Genomic DNA, 19,046 nt, shown 5'->3' with positions numbered 1-19,046 from the left:
TAAAACCTGTCTACATCCTCTTCATTATAACTTCATATAAGGGCGGTAAAGAATTCCCAGATGAAATATCCGCATACGGCCAGTTTAATGAAAATTCCGAACAGAAATCCGAGCAACGATCCCAGTCCCGATTTCAAGGCGTATTTCAAATCCTTGTCACCTAAAAGTTCTCCGATTACAGCACCTAGGAACGGTCCTATAATAATCCCCCACGGGGAAAAGAACAGACCGATAACCGTCCCTACCAGACATCCCCAGCTTCCCCATCTGGAACCTCCGGCATACCGGCTTCCTATAAGAGGGATAAAGTAATCAAGCACTTGGACTACAATGACAATCGCCAGCCAGATCAGAAGTTGTGCTGTAGAGAATTGCACACGTTCAGTAAAATGTAGCAGAAGCATGGCCGCATAAGCGACAGGTGGTCCAGGCAGCATGGGGAGTACGCATCCCAACAAACCTACCACCAGGCAAATAATACCTAAAATAATCAGAATGATTTCCATATATAAACCATTAATTCCATCCCGGACACCCATTGCATACTTGTCTTCCTTATTATAATCCGACACCGCAACACCAAAGCCGATGGAAAAAACCGCTATAAAGATACTATCTTTTTATAGAATAATGAAAAAGTCGACAAATTAGCCGCATTGGTCGATATTCTTTTCATTTTTCAATTACACCGGTTAGCTTTATGGCATAATCAACCAATTAACTCAGATTTATATGAAACATGTAATGAGAAATGCATTCCTATGCCTGGGAATTTGTCTGACATTATCGGCCACTGCCAATGCGTACAATGCAACACAGCAGCAAGAAAAACGTGTGGCAAGACATGAGCTGCCCAATCCGGAAAAGGATGCGGAACGTATCGCCACAGAAATGAAGAAGACACTTGATCTTTCGGATAAACAATACAAGAAAGTATACAAGTTTTATCTGAAACAACAGAAGGAAATTGTAGAGGAAATGTCTTCACGCAACAATCCGAAGAATGGGAATAGACCTCCGATGCCGCCTCAAGACGGGAACAGACCCCCACGTGGTGGAAGACCGGACATGGAGGCTGGAGACGGTAGACCTGGTGGCCCCAAAATGAAAGATGGAGAAAAATCTCCGATGCAGGAAAGGATTGAGAAAGAACAGAAACAGATGAAAAAGATCCTTTCTGATGAACAATATGAAAAATGGCTGAAAATGAAACCTAGCCGTAAATAATCAAAAAGAGGGTGTTGATGCACCCTCTTTTCTTCTTAAAACCATACACAAGTCCTGCCCCAAAAATAGGAATCGTATCAAGATCCAGCTATTTAATTTTTCCTGACAAAACCATTCTGTTTCAATATGTGGGGGAAGAAATAGACGAACAGCAATGTACAGCATATAGCAGCTGTGGCATCGGATATAGCCTCAGCAGCAAATATACCTTCCACGCCCATAAAGCGCGGTAAAATCAGAGCAAGCGGAACAAGCAGAATCACTTTGCGCAGCAATGCAATGAATATGGATATTTTGGCCTGCCCCAATGCCACGAACATATTCTGACATGCTCTCTGCAGTCCGAAGATTGTCATTCCTGCCAGAAAGAGTGGCATCATTTCATCAACGGTATCAGTCAGATGTCTGTCGCTGGTGAATGCAGAAGCTATTATATCAGGAAACAGTATCATGAAGAGCATAAGCAGCATGTTGAACGAAAACATGAATATGACCACGATGCGGAAACACTCCTTCACACGGGCATTGTCACGGTGCCCGTAATTGTAACTCACTATCGGTATGAAACCCTGCGCAAAACCCGTAAGCGGTACACTGGCGAACTGCATGGCGCTCTGCATGATGGCAAGTGCACTGACGTATATGTCACCGAAATGTTTCAAACTGCCGTTGAGAACGAATCCTACCAGACTCTCCGTACTCGCCATAATAAACGGCGATATTCCAAGTGCCACTATTGCGGATACGATATTGCGGTGCAGTTTCAGATAACGTTTTTCCAACCGCAATGAGGCTTTGTCCGAAATCAGGAAATGTACTATCCATATGGCACTGCAGGCCTGTGATAATACTGTGGCTACCGCTGCACCTTTGACTCCCATATCGAAAACAAAAATGAAAAGCGGGTCCAGGACTATATTGAGCAAGGCTCCTATCACTACAGACCACATGGCTATGGCAGGACGCCCCTGTGCATTGATAAATGTATTCAGCCCTGTCGATATCTCGACGAACAGTGTACCAAGCAGATATACAGACAGATAGTCAACTGCGTATTGCAGGGTATTCTCTGATGCACCGATAAGAAGCAGTATAGGTTCCATAAACAGATATGCCACAGCAGAAGTAAAGAGCGTAAAGAATATCAACAGAATGAAACCGTTACCAAGAATCTTACCTGCACGTTCGCGGTCGCTTTGTCCGAGTGCCGTGGCTGCAAGCGGTGCACCTCCTGCCCCTACTATTGACGAAAATGCAGATATCAATATCACTATCGAAGTCGTGACACCTACTCCGGCCAATGCATCCGTGCCTATTCCGGGGATATGTCCGATGTAGATACGGTCAACAATATTGTATAGCAGATTGACAAACTGTGCGGCAACAGCAGGCAACGCCATTTTGAAGACAAGAGGCAGCATCCTGTCCGTACTTAATCTCTCTTCGTAGCGATTGTTCATTTCACCATGGATTTATGAAAGTCAGCTAAACAGAAAAGTCCCGTAAAACATTAATTTTACGGGACTTTTCTGTTTCTTTTCTTCTAAATTATTAAATTGTTGCGGAAGCTGGGGGATTCGAACCCCCGGTACGGTAACCCGTACGGCAGTTTAGCAAACTGCTGGTTTCAGCCACTCACCCAAACTTCCGGAAGTAGCGCATACGGGAATCGAACCCGTGTTTCAGCCGTGAGAGGGCCGCGTCCTAGGCCACTAGACGAAAGCGCCATATTCCTGTTCTCCATGGAAACATGCGGAAGCTGGGGGATTCGAACCCCCGGTACGGTAACCCGTACGGCAGTTTAGCAAACTGCTGGTTTCAGCCACTCACCCAAACTTCCAAAATACCTGTTTCAGGAGACGTTTTCTCTCAAACGCGGTGCAAATATAGAGGGAGTTTTTGACTTGTGCAAACTTTTACAATACTTTTTTCACCACGCTACAGCATGCTTGGAAATAGTATTCTGATATTAAACTTATTAAGACAAATATTTTTAGGCTATCGGCAGATCAAGAAATCATGCCGGAAAAATCTAATACAGGCCTACGTCTATTGTAATCATTACAATTTAACAATATTATTAATAATAACCCTTGTATAGAATTCCAGCATTCCGTATCTTTGCGCACGGTTTAAAACTAAACTATCAATTCACACTAATTTTTTATTTTATTATGGCAATGAATTTCAAAGAAGGTCGTTGGAACCATGAAATCAACGTTACCGATTTCGTAAAACTGAACATTTCTCCCTATGAAGGCGATGCATCTTTTCTGGTAGGACCTACCGAACGTACAAAAGCTATCTGGAACAAATGTCTGGAAGCCTTGGCAGAAGAACGCGCAAATAACGGTGTACGCTCACTGGATCCTTCTACAGTATCTACCATCACTTCTTTTGCTCCCGGATATATAGACAAGGAAAACGAAGTCATTGTCGGTTTACAGACCGATGAGCTCCTTCGCCGTGCCATCAAACCTTTCGGAGGCATCAAGGTGGTAGAAAAAGCATGCCGTGAAAACGGAGTTGAAGTCGACCCGAAAGTCAAAGACATATTCACCCATTACCGGAAAACTCATAATGACGGCGTATTCGACGCATACACCGAAGAAATCAGATCATACCGTTCTTTGGGATTCCTTACCGGACTGCCAGACAATTATGCACGCGGCCGTATCATAGGCGACTACCGTCGTTTGGCGCTTTATGGTATTGACCGTCTGATTGAAGCAAAACAGAATGACCTGCGTCACCTCACAGGCCCGATGACGGACGCCCGTATCCGCTTGCGTGAAGAGGTGGCCGAACAGATTAAGGCTCTGAAAGAAATCAAGATCATGGGTGAACAGTACGGATTGGACCTGAGTCATCCGGCTACCAGTGCACAGGAAGCGGTACAATGGGTATACATGGCTTACCTGGCTGCCGTCAAGGAACAGGACGGTGCAGCCATGTCATTAGGTAACGTATCTTCGTTCCTCGACATCTACATTGAATACGATATGGCCCACAACGGTCTGGATGAAGCACACGCACAGGAACTTATTGACCAGTTCGTAATCAAGCTGCGTATGGTCCGTCATCTGCGTATGCAGGCCTATACAGATATCTTTGCAGGCGACCCTACATGGGTGACCGAATCTATCGGCGGACGCTTCAATGACGGACGTACCAAAGTGACCAAGACATCATTCCGTTTCCTGCAGACACTGTACAACCTGGGTCCTTCACCCGAGCCGAACCTTACCGTATTGTGGAGCCCTCAGCTGCCTGAAGGCTTCAAGAACTTCTGCGCACAGGTTTCTATCGATACATCTTCCATCCAGTATGAAAATGACGACCTGATGCGTGAAGTCCGCAACTCAGACGATTACGGAATAGCCTGCTGTGTATCCTATCAGGACATAGGCCGCCATATCCAGTTCTTCGGGGCCCGCTGTAACCTTGCCAAAGCGTTGCTTCTGGCCATCAACGGCGGACGCTGTGAAAATACAGGAACCGTTATGGTAAAGGATATCCCGGTATTGAACAGTGACGTGCTGAATTTCGAGGAAGTACTGGCCAATTATAAGAAAGTGCTGAAGGAAATGGCCCGTGTATACAATGAAGCGATGAACATCATCCACTACATGCACGACAAGTATTACTACGAAAAGGCCCAGATGGCTTTCGTCGACACAGATCCGGCCATTAACCTGGCCTATGGTGTAGCAGGTATGTCGATTGCCGTCGATTCTCTTTCCGCCATCAAATATGCCAAGGTAACAGCCAGACGTAACGACATCGGACTGACCGAAGGCTTTGACATTGAAGGAGAATATCCTTGCTTCGGAAATGATGATGACCGTGTAGACCATCTGGCAGTAGACCTGATCTACTATTTCGACGAAGAGTTGAAGAAACTGCCAGTCTACAAGAACGCAAAACCGACACTTTCCATCCTGACCATCACTTCGAACGTGATGTACGGAAAAAAGACCGGCGCCACTCCCGACGGACGTGCCAAAGGTGTTCCTTTCGCTCCCGGAGCAAACCCGATGCACGGACGTGACAAGAACGGAGCCATTGCATCATTGAGTTCCGTAGCCAAACTGCGCTACCGCGATTCACAAGATGGTATCAGCAATACATTCTCCATCGTTCCGAAATCCTTGGGTGTAGATATGGAAAACCGTATCGAGAACCTGGTTACCATGATGGACGGATATTTCGTGAAAGGTGCACATCACCTCAACGTCAACGTACTGAACCGTGAAATGCTGGAAGACGCAATGGAACATCCGGAAAAATATCCGCAGCTCACCATCCGTGTTTCAGGATATGCCGTGAATTTCATCAAGCTGAGCCGTGAACACCAGCTTGAAGTCATTTCACGCAGCTTCCACGAGCGCATGTAATTTTCAAATATATTCTTTCATCCTATTTTGTCATCCGGAGGCCTGTTCCAGTATCCTCCGGATGGCATTTATATTTTACATTCACTTCTACAACAATGATAAGAGTCCATTCATATGAATCTTTAGGAACATACGACGGACCAGGTATCCGTCTGGTGGTGTTCCTTCAGGGATGTAATTTCCGTTGCCTGTACTGCGCCAATCCGGATACCATCGATGCCAAGGGAGAAAGCAAGGAAACCGCACCGGAAGAGATCCTCCGGATGGCAGTAAGCCAAAAACCTTTCTTCGGAAAAAAGGGAGGGATTACCTTCAGCGGCGGTGAACCTACATTCCAGGCCAGAAACCTGATTCCACTCTTCAGGCAGCTCAAAGAAGCGGGAATACATATCTGTGTAGACTCGAACGGGGGCATCTGGAACAAGGACGTGGAAGAATTGTTCTCACTGACAGACCTGGTACTGCTCGACATCAAGGAATTCAACGATGAACGCCATAAAGTGTTGACTATGCGCAGCAACGGACAGACACTGAAAACAGCCGCATGGCTGGAAGAACATGGCAAACCGTTCTGGCTCCGCTATGTTCTGGTACAAGGATACAGTTTCTTCAAAGAGGACATCGAAGCGCTCGGCACACATTTCAAGGATTATAAGATGATAGAACGCGTAGAAATTCTTCCTTACCACACATTGGGCGTACATAAATACGAAGCGATGAATATGGAATATAAGCTGAAGGACGTGAAACTGAACACTCCCGAACAGCTGGAGGAAGCAAAAGAAATATTCTCCAGATTCTTCAGGAACGTTTATGTGAACTGATAAATTCCATACAGCTTAGTAACTAAAAATGAAATGATAGCCGGCATATACGACAGCATAGCTCTAATACCGGTCAGATTAGAATTGAGTACAAGGCAAAAAACAATAAATTTGCATTATCTATTTAAATTGAGAAGATTATGAAAAAAGTTATTTTCAGTTGTTTGCTGCTGTTAGTCGCAATGGGTAGCAGCAAACTGCATGCACAGGAAGAACACAATTACGGGTATTTCAACTCGGTAGCCGTAGGTGTAAACGTAGGTACCACCGGTATCGGTTTCGATGTAGCGACTCCCATAGGCAATTATCTGGCATTGAGAGCCGGGGTTGACTTCATGCCGAATTTCTCCATGAATACCAATGTAGACGTCAGCGCCGAATCAAACGGAGAACCCTATAATGGAAACGTAAACGTAGAAGGTACACTGAAAAGAACATCCGGCAATGTCTTGCTGAACGTCTATCCGTTCAAATCAGCCGGCTTCTTCGTTGCAGCAGGTGCCTATTTCGGCGGTGACAAGCTGGTGCAGATTACCGGCCACAGTGACGAACTGCAGGAACTTATAGCACAGGGAGGTGAATATGGCATCGAAATAGGCGACTATACGATTCCTGTCGACAAGAACGGTAACATCTCCGGAGGCTTGAAAGTAGCGGCTTTCCGTCCGTATCTGGGTCTGGGATTCGGCCGTATAGTACCGAAAAAAAGAGTGAACTTCATGTTCGAACTGGGTGTACAGTTTCACAAGACTCCTAAAGTATATTCCGACAACGGTGATCTGGGCAACCTGATGGAAGAAGCCGACAATGATTTTTCCGATATCATCGACAAGCTGACCCTCTATCCGGTACTGAAGTTCCGTCTAAGCGGCCGTATCATCTGATACAGTAACTATGTAAAAAGCATAAAAAGACCGGTACCGGCGGGGAAAAAATCCCAACCGGTACCGGTCTTTATTTTGATTTGTATATTCTTATAACACGATAACCGTCACATCGCACGCACCGTGAGCCCCCATAACTAAGGCCTGCTCGATATCGGCAGTCTTGGAAGGTCCGGAAATGAATACGCCATAACCGAAATCGCCCGTATCTATCTTCTTGTATGCCTCGTGCATATTATTCACCAGATTGTTCCGGTCAAGCAGAATAACCAGAGCTTCCGATATGAAATAGACGGCACGCTGTTCCACATCCTGCTGTATCCATACGGCTCCGTTTTCACAGACCCCTACCCTGCCATGCAGTATGGCCAGGTCGGTACCATCCAAGTCACCCGGTTTTTCCACATCATCCGGATGGAAGGTCGCACAAGTTATCTCATACTTCTTCCCGCCGCAAGTCATCGAATCTATACAGGTAGCTATACGTCTGGCATCAGGATACTGTTTGCGGATCACATCATTCACGTCTTCTCCGTCTTTGAGGACAATAGCGCGTCCGCCCATCATCTCCATAATTTTCCCGAACTGTTCCAGCTTGTCACTATAGGTCAGAGCCTCCTGTTCGAGCGACGTATAATCCGGCTTTTCATATCTTACCCCTGTATTCCGGCGGATACTTTGTAATATATCTTCTCTGCTGCTCATAATCATTACTTCATAATTACTTCACTTTGTTTTTCTTCCACATATCATTAAAGCTTTCCTTCGCGAACTGCGGCATATCATGCTCCTTACCCCATTCATTCAGTCCGTTATACACCATAAAGTGAGGCAGGTTATTGGCTATAGGCGCACACTCCAATGCGAAATTGAACAGCCCCGGATGTTCCATCAGGAACTTCATGCCGCCCGACATGTGTTTCTTGCTCGGACTGGCTACTCCATAATCTTTCAGGCGCTGGCGCCAACGGTAAATCTGGTCGGCCAGATCCACTTTGGCCGGACACACGTTCTGGCATGAATGACAGAGTGAACAGGCCGATACATTGTCATAATAATGCAACGGAGCCTTCAGCATACCCAAGTTGATTCCGATAGGTCCCGGTATAAAATAGGTATATGAATAGCCTCCGCTCCGACGGTACACAGGGCAGGTATTCATGCAGGCACCGCAACGCAGGCAGTTCAACGTCTTGATATGCTCGGCATCGGCCAGAATCTTGCTACGTCCGTTGTCTACGATAATGATATGGAGTTCACCTCCGTGACGGGGCTTACGGTAATGCGACGTATAGGTCGTGATAGGCTGTCCTGTACCTGAACGTGCCAACAAACGGGTAAATACCCCCAGTGCGTCACGGTCGGGCACAATTTTCTCCATACCGAAAGCCGTAATCTGGAGTTTTGGCTGCGATGTACCCATATCGGCATTTCCTTCGTTGGTACATACTACACATTCGCCGGTAGAGGCTACGGCAAAGTTTGCACCCGTCATGGCAGCTTCGGCCTGTATGAACTTGTTACGCAGATTCTTACGGGCTGCGTGCGTCAGATAAGTCTGGTCATTGTTACCCGGCTCGGTACCCATTTCCTTCACGAACAGCTCTCCTATCTGTTCCTTCTTGATGTGGATGGCAGGCATGACGATATGGCTCGGATGCAGATGCATCAGCTGCAGGATACGTTCACCCAAATCACTTTCCACTACCTCTATCCCTTTCTCTTCCAGGTATTCATTCAGTCCACATTCTTCGGCAAGCATGGATTTGCTTTTGATGAAATGCTTCACCCGGTGATTCTGAAGGATATTATGTACAATAGAACAATACTCGGCAGCGTCTTTCGCCCAATACACATGAGCCCCGTTGGCTACTGCATTTTTCTCAAACTCCTGCAGCAACTGGTCCAGATGGCTGTTGCTGTACATCTTGATGGCACAAGCCATATCACGGAGTTTTTCCCATTCGGGAACTTCTTTACTCATCTTGTCACGCTTGGCACGTACCATCCACAGTGTCTGGTCGTGCCAGGCTGCCTGTTCCTTATTCTCCAGAAACTTTCCGGCAGCTATGGAATGTTTTGTACTCATAAGCCTGCAGCTAGAATTTCAACGATATGAATAGTTTTTATTGGAAGTTTTTCGCGTGCGATGATACCGCTCTGATGCATCAGGCAGGAACTGTCGGCTCCTACAATATATTCGGCACCGGTATCCATGTGACGCTTTACCTTATCACGCCCCATCTGTCCGGAAACATCATGTTCTTCTACGGCGAACATACCTCCGAACCCGCAACATTCGTCCGGGCGTTCGGGCTCAACTACCTCAATATCCTTTACCAGAGAAAGCAGGTCACGCAGTTTGTTATAATAAGGAATATTCAGTTCGCTCGGAGCGGAAAGATGCATCAGCCGGACTCCGTGACAACTGTTCTGGATACTTACCTTATGAGGGAAAGAAGCCTGCAAGGAAGTAGGCTTGACTACATCATGGATAAATTCACAGATGTCATAAATTTTCCCTTCACTGGCACAGCGGTGCTTCTCTTCTTTCAGCAGATTGCCGTAATTGTCACGTACAAAAACAACACAACTGGCCGAAGGGCCTACTATATAATCATATTTCTCAAAAAGACGGTCAAAGCGTTTCGCCAATTCCTTTGACTCATTTTCAAACCCTGCATTCGCCATCGGCTGGCCACAACAAGTCTGGTCTACCGGATAATCAACATCCACTCCCAAGCTCTTGAGGAGTTTATAAGAAGCTACTCCCACCTGAGGATATACAGCGTTGATATAACAGGGAATAAACAATCCTACCTTCATGTTTGTCCTTTATTTAGTCTTAATGGCGGCAAAAGTAGAATTAATTGGTGAATAAAAGAAAAAAAGCTCCAAAAATAGTATTTTTTAATACAAACTTCCCGCATACCACTACCTCTATAAAGCGCGTACACCCCGCGAATCTCTTCGAAGGGTGCGCCAACTAATAACTAACTTTTGTGGTTTACGTAATTTCATATGACTAACACTGCAAAGATACGGGTTCCAGTCTGCACCCGCAATACCTAAATGTCGGTATTTTAGATATATTCTAAATAGCAAGGTTTATGTTACAGTTACAGTTTCATCTTCACTTCTCCTAGTTCAACCAACTTGTTGACTATCGCATAGATAGTAAGTCCGGCCGCCGAGTGTATCTGCAGCTTGCGCGTAATGTTACGCCGGTGCGTAATGACTGTATGCACGGAAATGAAGAGTTTCTCTGCTATTTCCTTGTTGGTCATCCCCCGTACCACACAGCCGATAATTTCCTTTTCACGCTGGCTGAGAGCATCAAGCTCGCTGTCTTCCTCTTCACCGAGATTCATCAGTTGTGAAAGTTTCTTTTCCAACGACTCCACATCATCAAAAAGATTCACACTTTCATCATAGCCTTTCAGTTGACTGGAGTCCACAAAACTGCATATCAGCGAAACAATCTTCATCTCTTCATGCGGATACTGAGCCTTGAAAGCGTCCACGTCAAACCATCCTTCAAACTGAGGATTGACAATCAGCACATCGGGTACATGCGACTCCACGCAGTGCTGGAGCCCCTCCTTTGAAGTGACTTCCACGGTCTGAATATTCAGGTCGGGCATACGTTTCAGCACCGTCACCAATCCGCTCCTCACTATCGTAGAGGTCTCGGCGACAGCTATCAATATAACATTCTGCTGTTTCATCTTACTTTATGCCTTTTTCCAGTTCCATTATGGCAGGTACAAACAGGTAATCTTCTACCCGGTTATGCGAAGCCAGGTCCTCCTCACAGCTGAATATATCGAACAATGTCGCGTTCAGCAGCTGGTTGTCGCCGTTGGCCGGATAATATTTGATAATGATATTCTTCAGTTCGGTAAGCTTGGCGTTCACCTTATCGTGATGACGTGCAAACACACCGATATTATACTCACCCGATTTCTTCCCTTCAAGCAGATCGGCCACATAGGTAAAGACCTTTTCATTCTCATACTCCATATGCTTGCGCACTTCGGCCACATAATCGTCATAGAACTGGAGAATCAGAAACGCCACCTCGTTACGGGTAGAGCAGTCTATCGCTTCTATCAGCTTCTTCCGTATGGCAGGCAACTGAAAATCAAGGAAATAGGAATGGGCCTGCTGCAAATAGCTCATCAGGGCCGGAACCGACAGTGCGGTCACATGATCCTGTATACGGTTACTGTCTTCCGTCAGGAAATTCACCACGGCAAGGAAAGTGGTACAGTCCACACCGTTCATCTCACACACTTCACGGACCGACTTGTCGCCGAATCCCAAAGGAACTCCGAAACGGCTCAACACCTGCAGCAGCGCATAGTTCTCACAGATAAGGTCGCTCATCTTGTCGGTAGGCTTATATGTCTTGGTCCCACACATAGCTATAATCGTACTCATAATTGTTTTCAGCGGCAAATTAACTTGTTTTACAGAAAGCACACAATACCTATTTATAGGTATATTCAGAACTGCTCCCTTATATAACAAAGATAGTGGAAAGAAGTTTTCCCTCCAACTTTTTTAATCTCCCGTCCCGGAAAATATGACACAGAATCATTACATTTGTCTGCAGAATATAAACAAAAAGAGTATAGATAACAAGGAACTAAAATCAAGAAAGTATGCATAACTTTATTTTCCATAACCCCACCAGACTGATTATGGGGAAAGGCATGATTTCCGAACTGGAAAAAGAAATACCGGCCGACAAAAAGATAATGATCACCTTCGGTGGAGGAAGCGTAAAGAAAAACGGTGTCTATGAACAGGTAAAGAAAGCCCTGGCCAATCATGACACTATCGAGTTTTGGGGAATAGAGCCGAATCCGGCCATCGAAACCCTGCGCAAGGCCATTGAACTCGGCAAGAAGGAAAAGGTAGACTTCCTGCTGGCTGTGGGAGGAGGTTCCGTCATTGACGGCACAAAACTGATTTCGGCCGGTCTGCTGTATGAAGGCGATGCCTGGGATCTGGTTGTAAAAGGTTCATCCGGAAAGACCGTACCGATGGCCACCGTACTCACCCTGCCTGCAACCGGCTCGGAAATGAACAACGGAGCTGTGATCTCACGCCGTGAAACCAAGGAAAAACTGAGCTTCTTCGCCGATTTCCCTTTATTCTCCATACTTGATCCCGAAGTAACCTTCTCACTTCCACCCCATCAGATAGCGTGCGGACTGGCCGACACCTTCGTCCATGTACTGGAACAATACCTGACGAAAACCGGCGAATCACGGGTCATGGACCGCTGGGCCGAAGGACTGCTGCACACCATCGTCGAAATAGCCCCCCTCATCAAGGAAAACCATACCGATTACCAGCTGATGGCAGACTTCATGATGTCGGCCACTATGGCACTGAACGGATTTATCGCCATGGGAGTAACAGAAGACTGGTCTACCCACATGATCGGCCATGAACTCACAGCCCTCTGCGGACTGACACATGGACACACCCTGGCCATTGTCATGCCCGGTACCATGTATGTATTGCGCCAACAAAAAAAGGCCAAACTGCTGCAGTTTGGCGAACGGATTTTCGGCGTGGTATCGGGCACGGACGAAATGCGTATAGACGAAACCATCCGCAAGACCGAAGCATTTTTCCGCTCCCTGGGCCTTACCACCCGGTTGAGCGAAGAAAACATCGGCATAGAGGTTATCGACGAAATCGAACGCAGGTTCAATGAACGTAACGTACACTACGGCGAAGACGGACTGGTTACAGGAAGTGTAGCCCGCGAAATCCTGTTGCATGTAATGTAATACTGCCATACTCACCGTGCACATCTGGGAATTTCATTAAATGATACATCTTTTTTATTTTGTTATTGCGAATTATTTGCATTTACAAATTATTTGCAATATCTTTACGATGCAAACAAAAGAATGATGGAAACTACAGACAATATCAAAAATGCCGGATTAAAAATCACGCCTCAACGCAAGGCCGTGTATGAAGCAATGATGGAACTGCGCCATGCAACAGTGGAAGACATAATAAATCACGTGCAATCCAAAGACGGCGGAATCACAGTATCCACCATTTACCGGATACTCGACTCATTCTGTAAGGCCAACCTGTTGTCGCTCGTTTTTCATCCGGACACCGAGAAATGTTATTATGACATAACGGTGGCAGAACACCACCATGTGTTCGAAGGAAAACAGATTTCAGACTATATGGATTCAGGCCTTACCGAATTGATAAGGAAATACTTGAAGGAACATGATTTTGCATCGGTAGACATAGACAAGGTACAGGTGCAGATAACAATAAACAACCCAATGTCAAACTCTAAAAAGTAAGAAGAATGAGAAGTATCACAACTTTCGATTTGCAGTACGCACATCGGTTTTATGGTTTCCAGGGCGAAGCACAGTATCTTCACGGCCATACAGGCACACTGACCATAGAGGTGGAAGATACCATTGAAAAAGGTGTAAACATGGTTTACCCGTGTAATGAAATCCAGAAAGTGGCATGGGATGTGCTGAAGAACTTCGATCATGCCCTTGTTCTCCGTGAAGACGACCCTCTGCTGCCTGCCATACTCGACGTATATGAGAAGCAAGGCATCAAGAACGGACATCCCCAGAACAAGATGAAAGGAGAAGCCTTCAAGACAGAGCTGGCTACCGCCTACCCCGATGCCCGCCTGGTGGTTACAAAAGAAACCATGACGGTAGAAGGCATGATCAAGATTGTTTACGAGTTGCTGAAAGACAAGCTGAACATTGCCAAAATTACCTTTACCAGCGGTGTAAATGCCGGCTCGGCCGAATTTGTCACCAAAAACAACATCGACCGCTGCCCTCTGTGCGGCGTGGCGCTGAACGAGGAAGGGGTATGCCCGAAATGCGGCTATCGTAAAAAATGACCGGCACATAAACTGTCATTTAAAACGAGCTGAATAATCTGATAAACTGCTGGGGTGGAAAGAACAGATCTTTTCCACCCTAATTATTTTTGACAGGCATCAATCATTACTTATTATATGTATCAATACTTCGGTAAATTTTTACCGATAAATTAAAATTAAACATAGAATCGGCATAATCCGGTTCAAAATTATATTCAAGAGATCATTGAAATACTGTCAAGAATAAATCGTCAAGGAGTAAGAAAAGGGATGAAAAAGATATGCTAAACAGCTGAAAATTAACAGAAAAGTATTGCATAATTCACTGATTTTTAGTAAATTAGAAGTACTTCACCACTTTTAATTATGACTAAAGAATCACTCCTTATGCAATACCAATCCGAGTGCAGAAACGCTCTCGAATCAGCTGTAAATATAAGCAAATCTTTTCAGAAAGTATTCATGGATGCAATGAAATTATTCATGGCTATACCTGACCGCATCAATTTCCTGCAAATGGGACGGTATGGATGTTTCTCGGAACAGACATACCGCAACAATTTTGAGAACGACGGCTTTGACTGGTTTTCCTTCAATGAAGCCATCATCAGGGAACACCTTAAAGATGGTCGCAAGGCGATAGCCGTTGATCCGTCTTTCATTCCAAAATCAGGCAGCAAAACGCCGTGGATTGGCTATTTCTGGTCCGGTTGTGCCGGTGAATACAAACGTGGACTGGAAATAACCGGTATTGGAGTTATAGACGTTGACAACCATGAATGTATGACTTTGGGCTCTGTACAGACACCTGACAACACAACGTTGGAAAGCTGCGGGAAGAATCTTGTGGACTGGTACAGTTCTTACCTTATCAGCATACAGGAACATCTGAAACGTATTTCTGGCACTGTCGTATGTGATGCGTTCTTTTCAAAGGCAACTTTCATCAAACCATTGTGTGAGAACGGATTCCATGTTATAAGCCGCTTCAGAAATGATGCCGTATTGTTTTATCCCACCTTAGAAAATAGGACAGGAAAACGCGGACATCCAAAATTGTATGACGGAAAGATTGATTTTGAAAATCTGGACATTACAAGATGTACCGAATACAAAGTAAACAAGGGTAAACTTTACGGACTGAAAGCATACTCCAAAGCACTCAAACGCTTTGTGAGCCTGGCTGTATGGTACCCCATGGATGGAAGAACGGACAAATGGCAGCTGTATTTCTCTACAAACGAAATACAGAACGCACAGGATGTCCTGGACTTTTACAGAACACGTTTCCAACTCGAATTCTGCTTTCGGGATGCCAAGCAACATGCCGGAATAACAAACTATCAGTCTACAGACTTCAGGAAACTGGCATTCCACTTTAATGCATCACTTGCAGCTATAAACCTCGCCAAGGCTGCCTGTAAGAAGATGGGAATAAAATATTCCATATCATCATGCAAGTCAGTCATACACAATGCTTACATGCTTGAACGATTTATTTGCGTGTCTGGGATTGAACCAAACACGCAATTAATTGACAAACTTTTCAAAGAACTCATTTTATTTACTGCCAGAGCCGCTTAGGCTGGGCTAATTTTTAACGAACTATTGATGTATTGCTCGGAACGAACTATATCTTTTCACATATCATCCTTGGGCTTTCCTTTTGCCCGCTCCCTGAACTGCTTGGGCGACATGCCGCAGTTCATCCTGAAAAACTTGCCAAAGGCCGACGGACTGGAAAAATGCAGGGCAAAGGCTATCTGCTCGATGGTCATATCAGAACTGGCCAGCAACCGACGGGCGTGTATCCTCAAGCGTTCACTGATATAGGAATAAACCGTCCGCCCGGTAATATCCTTTACCACCTTTTGAAGATAGCGGACAGACACCCGCAAGCTTTGGGCATAAAAGCCAATGTCGTGCCGTTCAGCATAATGAAGGCATAGCTGCTGGAGAAAGTTCTGGAACAGGACATCCTTGTGACTGGCCGTCAGCGTCATCATTTCCAGATTCTTCCGCATAGCCTCTGTAACAATCAACAGCATATACGACAACTGGGCGAGCATCATCGGCTTGGCCGACGGATGATGGGGGACAAATTCGCATATCGAGTGGAAGATGGTGGACACCTCGTTAAATTCAGTACCATCCAGTCTTATTTCAGGCACTCCGGTCGAGTTCACCACTTTGTTCTGCAAAGCGTGGAATTGTATGCTTTCCGGAATGGAGGCGAAAAATGCCCTGTCAAGAAACAAATACCGTGCATGAAATAAGGATCCGGCCCTGAAAGCGGTGACTACCATATAAGGCTTGAGCATCAGTATGGAATTTTGTTTCAGCTTGAAAGGAATATAATTAATCTCCACTTCCGCTTCACCGCTTTCCACAAGCACAAACACATAGGCTTCAAAACCTACGGTTCCGTCACCTTCAAAACTGAAACGTCGGCTTGTCGCCACTTCATTGCCCATCAAGGAGACAAGTTCTCCATTGGCAATCATTCGGGCAGGAGTAGAAAATATAGTATCGTTCGCCATTTGTCTGTAAAAGTAACCTTTTTCCTCTCATATTCCATACAGTAGTTCGCTATTTTATCTGTTTTGTACATTTTATCGATATAGTGGTGAATTGAAACTGCCGTAACTTTGCATCCGTTTTAAGAAAGGAAATTTGAAATATGAGCAATGAGTATAACAAGCTTTGGACAAGAAGCTACATATTGAACAACATGACATGTTTCATCCTCAACGTGTCATACTATATGCTGATGGTCATCATGACCGATTATGCAGTCAGCAGACTTGGGGCAACATTGAGCATGGCCGGATTCGCCACCGGTTCCTTCATTGTCGGCGCACTGTTGGCAAGAATTTTCATGGGCGGACAAATCGAGCGAATCGGATTGAAACGGTCGGCCTATTTAGGGTTGGCAATTTTTATTCTCGGCCTTATCCTTAATTTCTTCATTTCGAACATCTGGCTGCTTTCAACGGTAAGAATAATACAAGGTATCGGCTTCGGCATCGGTTCAACAACCACCGGCGCAATAATGGCACATATGGTACCGGCTGCCCGACGCGGTGAAGGAACCAGCTATTATGCGATGTTCGTCACCCTGGCCACAGCCATAGGTCCGTATGCCGGAGGTGCCTTTTATAACGGCTGCCTTTTTACCGACCTGATAATAAGTACCCTGCTGCTCGTTTTATCCCTCGTATGCATCCGCTACATCTCAGTTCCCGAACTACCCGCCGACAAGAACGACGAAACAGGCCGAAACGATTCCGAAGGCTGGCTGTCGAAATTCATAGAACCGAAAGCCGTACCTATTGCCATTATCACCCTGTTGGTCAGCCTGGGCTTTGCCGGTATTCTCGGTTTTGTTTCATCTTATGAAAAGGAAATCGGACTGACTGAATCCGGAAAATATTTCTTCATCGTCTATGCTGCGTTTACACTGATAAGCCGTCCTTTCACAGGAAGACTGTTCGACAAACGGGGAGCCAATGTGGTGATGTATCCGGCATTTGTCATTTTCGGTCTTGGGTTACTGTTGCTCAGCGTAACGTCAACCGGATGGGAACTTCTGCTTGTCGCTGCGTGTATGGGTTTGGGATTTGGAACCTACATGTCGTGCGCACAGGCTATAGCCATCATGGTTTCACCCCAAAACCGAATGGGCGTAGGCACCTCTACCTTTTTCACCTTCATGGACCTGGGTGTCGGATTCGGTCCGTCATTGATGGGACTCTTCATCCCCTCAATCGGTTTCAGTGGCCTTTATATCGCACTTGCCGTCATCCAGTTTATATGCGCAGGCCTGTACCTGATAACGACAGGACGGAAACTGAAACGTACATCACACAGTGTACCTCTTGCCACATCCAAATCTGCACAGCCTACATCCTCTGGGCTTGTAATAACCATCGCCCGGGAATATGGATGCGGCGGACGGGAAATTGGGAAACAGATTGCCGCACAGCTTGACATCCCCTGCTACGACCAGCAGATCATCGAAAAAATCGTATCCGAAAGTAACCTCAGTTCTTCGCTCGTTTCAGACGAGGAACAGCGAATCTCGCCAACGGAACTCTACCGGTTGTATGCCTGGTATGCTTATTCGCTTCCCGGCAACGCCTCTATCGCAGAACAATTGTTTGATTTGGATTGTCGGATAATTAACCGTTTTGCACAAAAAAGCTCGTGTGTCATCATCGGCCGTTTGGCCAATAGAATACTGAAAGACCGTACGAACGTTATCCGTATCTTCGTTTATGCTTCAAAGGAAAGTGAGGCAGCAAGGGTATCGGTACGCGATAAGTTAAGCATGGATGAGGCTTTGGAAAAAGTGAAACGAATCAACAATGAACGCGCTGCCCATTGTGAACATTTTACGCATACTCAATGGAAGGATGCAACGAACTACGACATCACTATTAATTCAGATCTTTACGGAATCAATAAAACCGTAAAAATCTTAATCGAGATAATACAGAAAAAAGCACTGCCGCACGGATAATTTACATCCTCAAATCCGTCAAAAATTACCTTATTTCTCAACTGTGACATCGACAATTTGTTTGATAATAGTAAGCATTCGGTAAACCACGTATTTTTGTCTCCAACTTCCATCATTAACTTTACGTCCAAAAAGCAAAGTTATGATGACACGAGAAGAAGTAGTAGAGATAATGAACTACTGCAAAGAGCACAAAGTGACTTATAAGTCAAGATTAGAGGAGCTCAATATCCCTGTATGGCGGTTTTATGACAGCAAATCCCGTTATGCCGCCGAGCAATCATC

At 45.5% G+C, this 19,046-nt stretch carries 17 protein-coding genes and 3 tRNA genes; 9 read left to right on the top strand and 11 right to left on the bottom strand.

Going from position 1 to position 19,046, the window contains the following annotated elements; translation table 11 throughout:
• Positions 1 to 32: 32 nt before the first annotated feature.
• The gene (locus BQ7489_RS08505; RefSeq protein ID WP_072532084.1) at positions 33 to 506 is read right to left on the bottom strand and encodes a DUF456 domain-containing protein; all 474 of its coding nucleotides are present in this window, start codon (positions 504 to 506) and stop codon (positions 33 to 35) included.
• 226 nt (positions 507 to 732) lie between these two features.
• Here BQ7489_RS08505 and BQ7489_RS08500 point away from each other — a divergent pair, with 226 nt between their 5' ends.
• Positions 733 to 1,227 carry a hypothetical protein gene (locus tag BQ7489_RS08500; protein WP_162617758.1) on the top strand — a complete coding sequence of 165 codons (495 nt, stop codon included), beginning with the start codon at positions 733 to 735 and terminating at the stop codon, positions 1,225 to 1,227.
• Positions 1,228 to 1,319: 92 nt separating this feature from the next.
• Here the strand turns inward: BQ7489_RS08500 and BQ7489_RS08495 are convergent, their stop codons facing one another.
• The 4 genes from BQ7489_RS08495 to BQ7489_RS08480 all read right to left on the bottom strand — a co-directional run bounded on the left by BQ7489_RS08495 (position 1,320) and on the right by BQ7489_RS08480 (position 3,067).
• Positions 1,320 to 2,687 carry an MATE family efflux transporter gene (locus BQ7489_RS08495; protein ID WP_072530672.1) on the bottom strand — a complete coding sequence of 456 codons (1,368 nt, stop codon included), beginning with the start codon at positions 2,685 to 2,687 and terminating at the stop codon, positions 1,320 to 1,322.
• Positions 2,688 to 2,789: 102 nt separating this feature from the next.
• Positions 2,790 to 2,876: transfer RNA gene (locus BQ7489_RS08490), tRNA-Ser, on the bottom strand.
• 5 nt (positions 2,877 to 2,881) lie between these two features.
• Positions 2,882 to 2,954, bottom strand: a tRNA-Glu gene (locus tag BQ7489_RS08485).
• A gap of 26 nt (positions 2,955 to 2,980) precedes the next feature.
• Positions 2,981 to 3,067 (bottom strand) — tRNA-Ser (locus BQ7489_RS08480).
• A gap of 334 nt (positions 3,068 to 3,401) precedes the next feature.
• Here BQ7489_RS08480 and pflB point away from each other — a divergent pair.
• The 3 genes from pflB to BQ7489_RS08465 all read left to right on the top strand — a co-directional run bounded on the left by pflB (position 3,402) and on the right by BQ7489_RS08465 (position 7,332).
• A complete protein-coding gene (gene pflB / locus BQ7489_RS08475; RefSeq protein WP_072530671.1) occupies positions 3,402 to 5,624 on the top strand; it encodes a formate C-acetyltransferase in 2,223 nt (740 codons plus the stop codon).
• A 95-nt stretch (positions 5,625 to 5,719) separates the two neighbouring features.
• Positions 5,720 to 6,448: a pyruvate formate-lyase-activating protein gene (pflA, locus tag BQ7489_RS08470; protein ID WP_072530670.1), complete on the top strand. Its 729-nt coding sequence runs from the start codon at positions 5,720 to 5,722 to the stop codon at positions 6,446 to 6,448.
• Between the two features lie 182 nt (positions 6,449 to 6,630).
• A complete protein-coding gene (locus BQ7489_RS08465) occupies positions 6,631 to 7,332 on the top strand; it encodes a hypothetical protein (protein WP_394334078.1) in 702 nt (233 codons plus the stop codon).
• Positions 7,333 to 7,422: 90 nt separating this feature from the next.
• Here BQ7489_RS08465 and BQ7489_RS08460 read toward each other — a convergent pair whose 3' ends face one another.
• The 5 genes from BQ7489_RS08460 to BQ7489_RS08440 all read right to left on the bottom strand — a co-directional run bounded on the left by BQ7489_RS08460 (position 7,423) and on the right by BQ7489_RS08440 (position 11,757).
• The gene (locus tag BQ7489_RS08460; RefSeq protein ID WP_072530668.1) at positions 7,423 to 8,037 is read right to left on the bottom strand and encodes a LutC/YkgG family protein; all 615 of its coding nucleotides are present in this window, start codon (positions 8,035 to 8,037) and stop codon (positions 7,423 to 7,425) included.
• Positions 8,038 to 8,053: 16 nt separating this feature from the next.
• Entirely contained in the window at positions 8,054 to 9,421 is a 1,368-nt protein-coding gene (locus BQ7489_RS08455; protein WP_072530667.1) for a lactate utilization protein B, read from the bottom strand.
• Positions 9,418 to 10,158 (bottom strand): (Fe-S)-binding protein, encoded by a 741-nt coding sequence (locus tag BQ7489_RS08450; protein ID WP_072530666.1) that lies wholly within the window; start codon positions 10,156 to 10,158, stop codon positions 9,418 to 9,420. Before BQ7489_RS08450 ends, BQ7489_RS08455 begins: the two co-directional genes overlap by 4 nt.
• 293 nt (positions 10,159 to 10,451) lie before the next feature.
• Entirely contained in the window at positions 10,452 to 11,060 is a 609-nt protein-coding gene (locus BQ7489_RS08445; RefSeq protein ID WP_072530665.1) for a response regulator transcription factor, read from the bottom strand.
• A gap of 1 nt (position 11,061) precedes the next feature.
• Positions 11,062 to 11,757: a hemerythrin domain-containing protein gene (locus tag BQ7489_RS08440; protein ID WP_072530664.1), complete on the bottom strand. Its 696-nt coding sequence runs from the start codon at positions 11,755 to 11,757 to the stop codon at positions 11,062 to 11,064.
• Between the two features lie 242 nt (positions 11,758 to 11,999).
• Here BQ7489_RS08440 and BQ7489_RS08435 point away from each other — a divergent pair, with 242 nt between their 5' ends.
• The 4 genes from BQ7489_RS08435 (at position 12,000) to BQ7489_RS08420 (ending at position 15,823) form a co-directional block, all read left to right on the top strand.
• Entirely contained in the window at positions 12,000 to 13,142 is a 1,143-nt protein-coding gene (locus BQ7489_RS08435; protein WP_072530663.1) for an iron-containing alcohol dehydrogenase, read from the top strand.
• 123 nt (positions 13,143 to 13,265) lie between these two features.
• The gene (locus tag BQ7489_RS08430; protein WP_239496931.1) at positions 13,266 to 13,685 is read left to right on the top strand and encodes a Fur family transcriptional regulator; all 420 of its coding nucleotides are present in this window, start codon (positions 13,266 to 13,268) and stop codon (positions 13,683 to 13,685) included.
• Positions 13,686 to 13,690: 5 nt separating this feature from the next.
• Entirely contained in the window at positions 13,691 to 14,257 is a 567-nt protein-coding gene (locus BQ7489_RS08425; RefSeq protein WP_072530662.1) for a 6-carboxytetrahydropterin synthase, read from the top strand.
• Between the two features lie 348 nt (positions 14,258 to 14,605).
• A complete protein-coding gene (locus BQ7489_RS08420) occupies positions 14,606 to 15,823 on the top strand; it encodes a transposase (protein ID WP_072530661.1) in 1,218 nt (405 codons plus the stop codon).
• Positions 15,824 to 15,879: 56 nt separating this feature from the next.
• On the opposite strand, the gene BQ7489_RS08415 is transcribed toward BQ7489_RS08420, so the two are convergent.
• On the bottom strand, positions 15,880 to 16,779 hold the full coding sequence (locus tag BQ7489_RS08415) for a helix-turn-helix domain-containing protein (RefSeq protein ID WP_072530660.1): 900 nt from the start codon (positions 16,777 to 16,779) through the stop codon (positions 15,880 to 15,882).
• Between the two features lie 140 nt (positions 16,780 to 16,919).
• On the opposite strand from BQ7489_RS08415, the gene BQ7489_RS08410 reads away from it, so the two are divergent.
• The gene (locus tag BQ7489_RS08410) at positions 16,920 to 18,761 is read left to right on the top strand and encodes an MFS transporter (protein WP_072530659.1); all 1,842 of its coding nucleotides are present in this window, start codon (positions 16,920 to 16,922) and stop codon (positions 18,759 to 18,761) included.
• Positions 18,762 to 19,046: the final 285 nt, after the last annotated feature.

Origin of the sequence: Bacteroides ilei (genome assembly GCF_900128495.1) — a bacterium.
GTDB classification, from domain to species: domain Bacteria; phylum Bacteroidota; class Bacteroidia; order Bacteroidales; family Bacteroidaceae; genus Phocaeicola; species Phocaeicola ilei.
The sequence above is the reverse complement of the archived record's forward strand: the minus strand, read 5'-3'. Positions and strand labels throughout refer to the sequence as shown.

What these genes read in the sequence shown, in the direction of transcription:
- BQ7489_RS08440 (WP_072530664.1), bottom strand. Translation starts at nt 11,757, where the DNA reads ATGTGTGGGACCAAGACATATAAGCCTACCGACAAGATGAGCGACCTT.
- BQ7489_RS08415 (WP_072530660.1), bottom strand. Translation starts at nt 16,779, where the DNA reads ATGGCGAACGATACTATATTTTCTACTCCTGCCCGAATGATTGCCAAT.
- BQ7489_RS08505 (WP_072532084.1), bottom strand. Translation starts at nt 506, where the DNA reads ATGGAAATCATTCTGATTATTTTAGGTATTATTTGCCTGGTGGTAGGT.
- BQ7489_RS08450 (WP_072530666.1), bottom strand. Translation starts at nt 10,158, where the DNA reads ATGAAGGTAGGATTGTTTATTCCCTGTTATATCAACGCTGTATATCCT.
- BQ7489_RS08455 (WP_072530667.1), bottom strand. Translation starts at nt 9,421, where the DNA reads ATGAGTACAAAACATTCCATAGCTGCCGGAAAGTTTCTGGAGAATAAG.
- BQ7489_RS08495 (WP_072530672.1), bottom strand. Translation starts at nt 2,687, where the DNA reads ATGAACAATCGCTACGAAGAGAGATTAAGTACGGACAGGATGCTGCCT.
- pflB (WP_072530671.1), top strand. Translation starts at nt 3,402, where the DNA reads ATGGCAATGAATTTCAAAGAAGGTCGTTGGAACCATGAAATCAACGTT.
- pflA (WP_072530670.1), top strand. Translation starts at nt 5,720, where the DNA reads ATGATAAGAGTCCATTCATATGAATCTTTAGGAACATACGACGGACCA.
- BQ7489_RS08435 (WP_072530663.1), top strand. Translation starts at nt 12,000, where the DNA reads ATGCATAACTTTATTTTCCATAACCCCACCAGACTGATTATGGGGAAA.
- BQ7489_RS08420 (WP_072530661.1), top strand. Translation starts at nt 14,606, where the DNA reads ATGACTAAAGAATCACTCCTTATGCAATACCAATCCGAGTGCAGAAAC.
- BQ7489_RS08445 (WP_072530665.1), bottom strand. Translation starts at nt 11,060, where the DNA reads ATGAAACAGCAGAATGTTATATTGATAGCTGTCGCCGAGACCTCTACG.
- BQ7489_RS08460 (WP_072530668.1), bottom strand. Translation starts at nt 8,037, where the DNA reads ATGAGCAGCAGAGAAGATATATTACAAAGTATCCGCCGGAATACAGGG.
- BQ7489_RS08500 (WP_162617758.1), top strand. Translation starts at nt 733, where the DNA reads ATGAAACATGTAATGAGAAATGCATTCCTATGCCTGGGAATTTGTCTG.
- BQ7489_RS08425 (WP_072530662.1), top strand. Translation starts at nt 13,691, where the DNA reads ATGAGAAGTATCACAACTTTCGATTTGCAGTACGCACATCGGTTTTAT.
- BQ7489_RS08410 (WP_072530659.1), top strand. Translation starts at nt 16,920, where the DNA reads ATGAGCAATGAGTATAACAAGCTTTGGACAAGAAGCTACATATTGAAC.
- BQ7489_RS08465 (WP_394334078.1), top strand. Translation starts at nt 6,631, where the DNA reads ATGGGTAGCAGCAAACTGCATGCACAGGAAGAACACAATTACGGGTAT.
- BQ7489_RS08430 (WP_239496931.1), top strand. Translation starts at nt 13,266, where the DNA reads ATGATGGAAACTACAGACAATATCAAAAATGCCGGATTAAAAATCACG.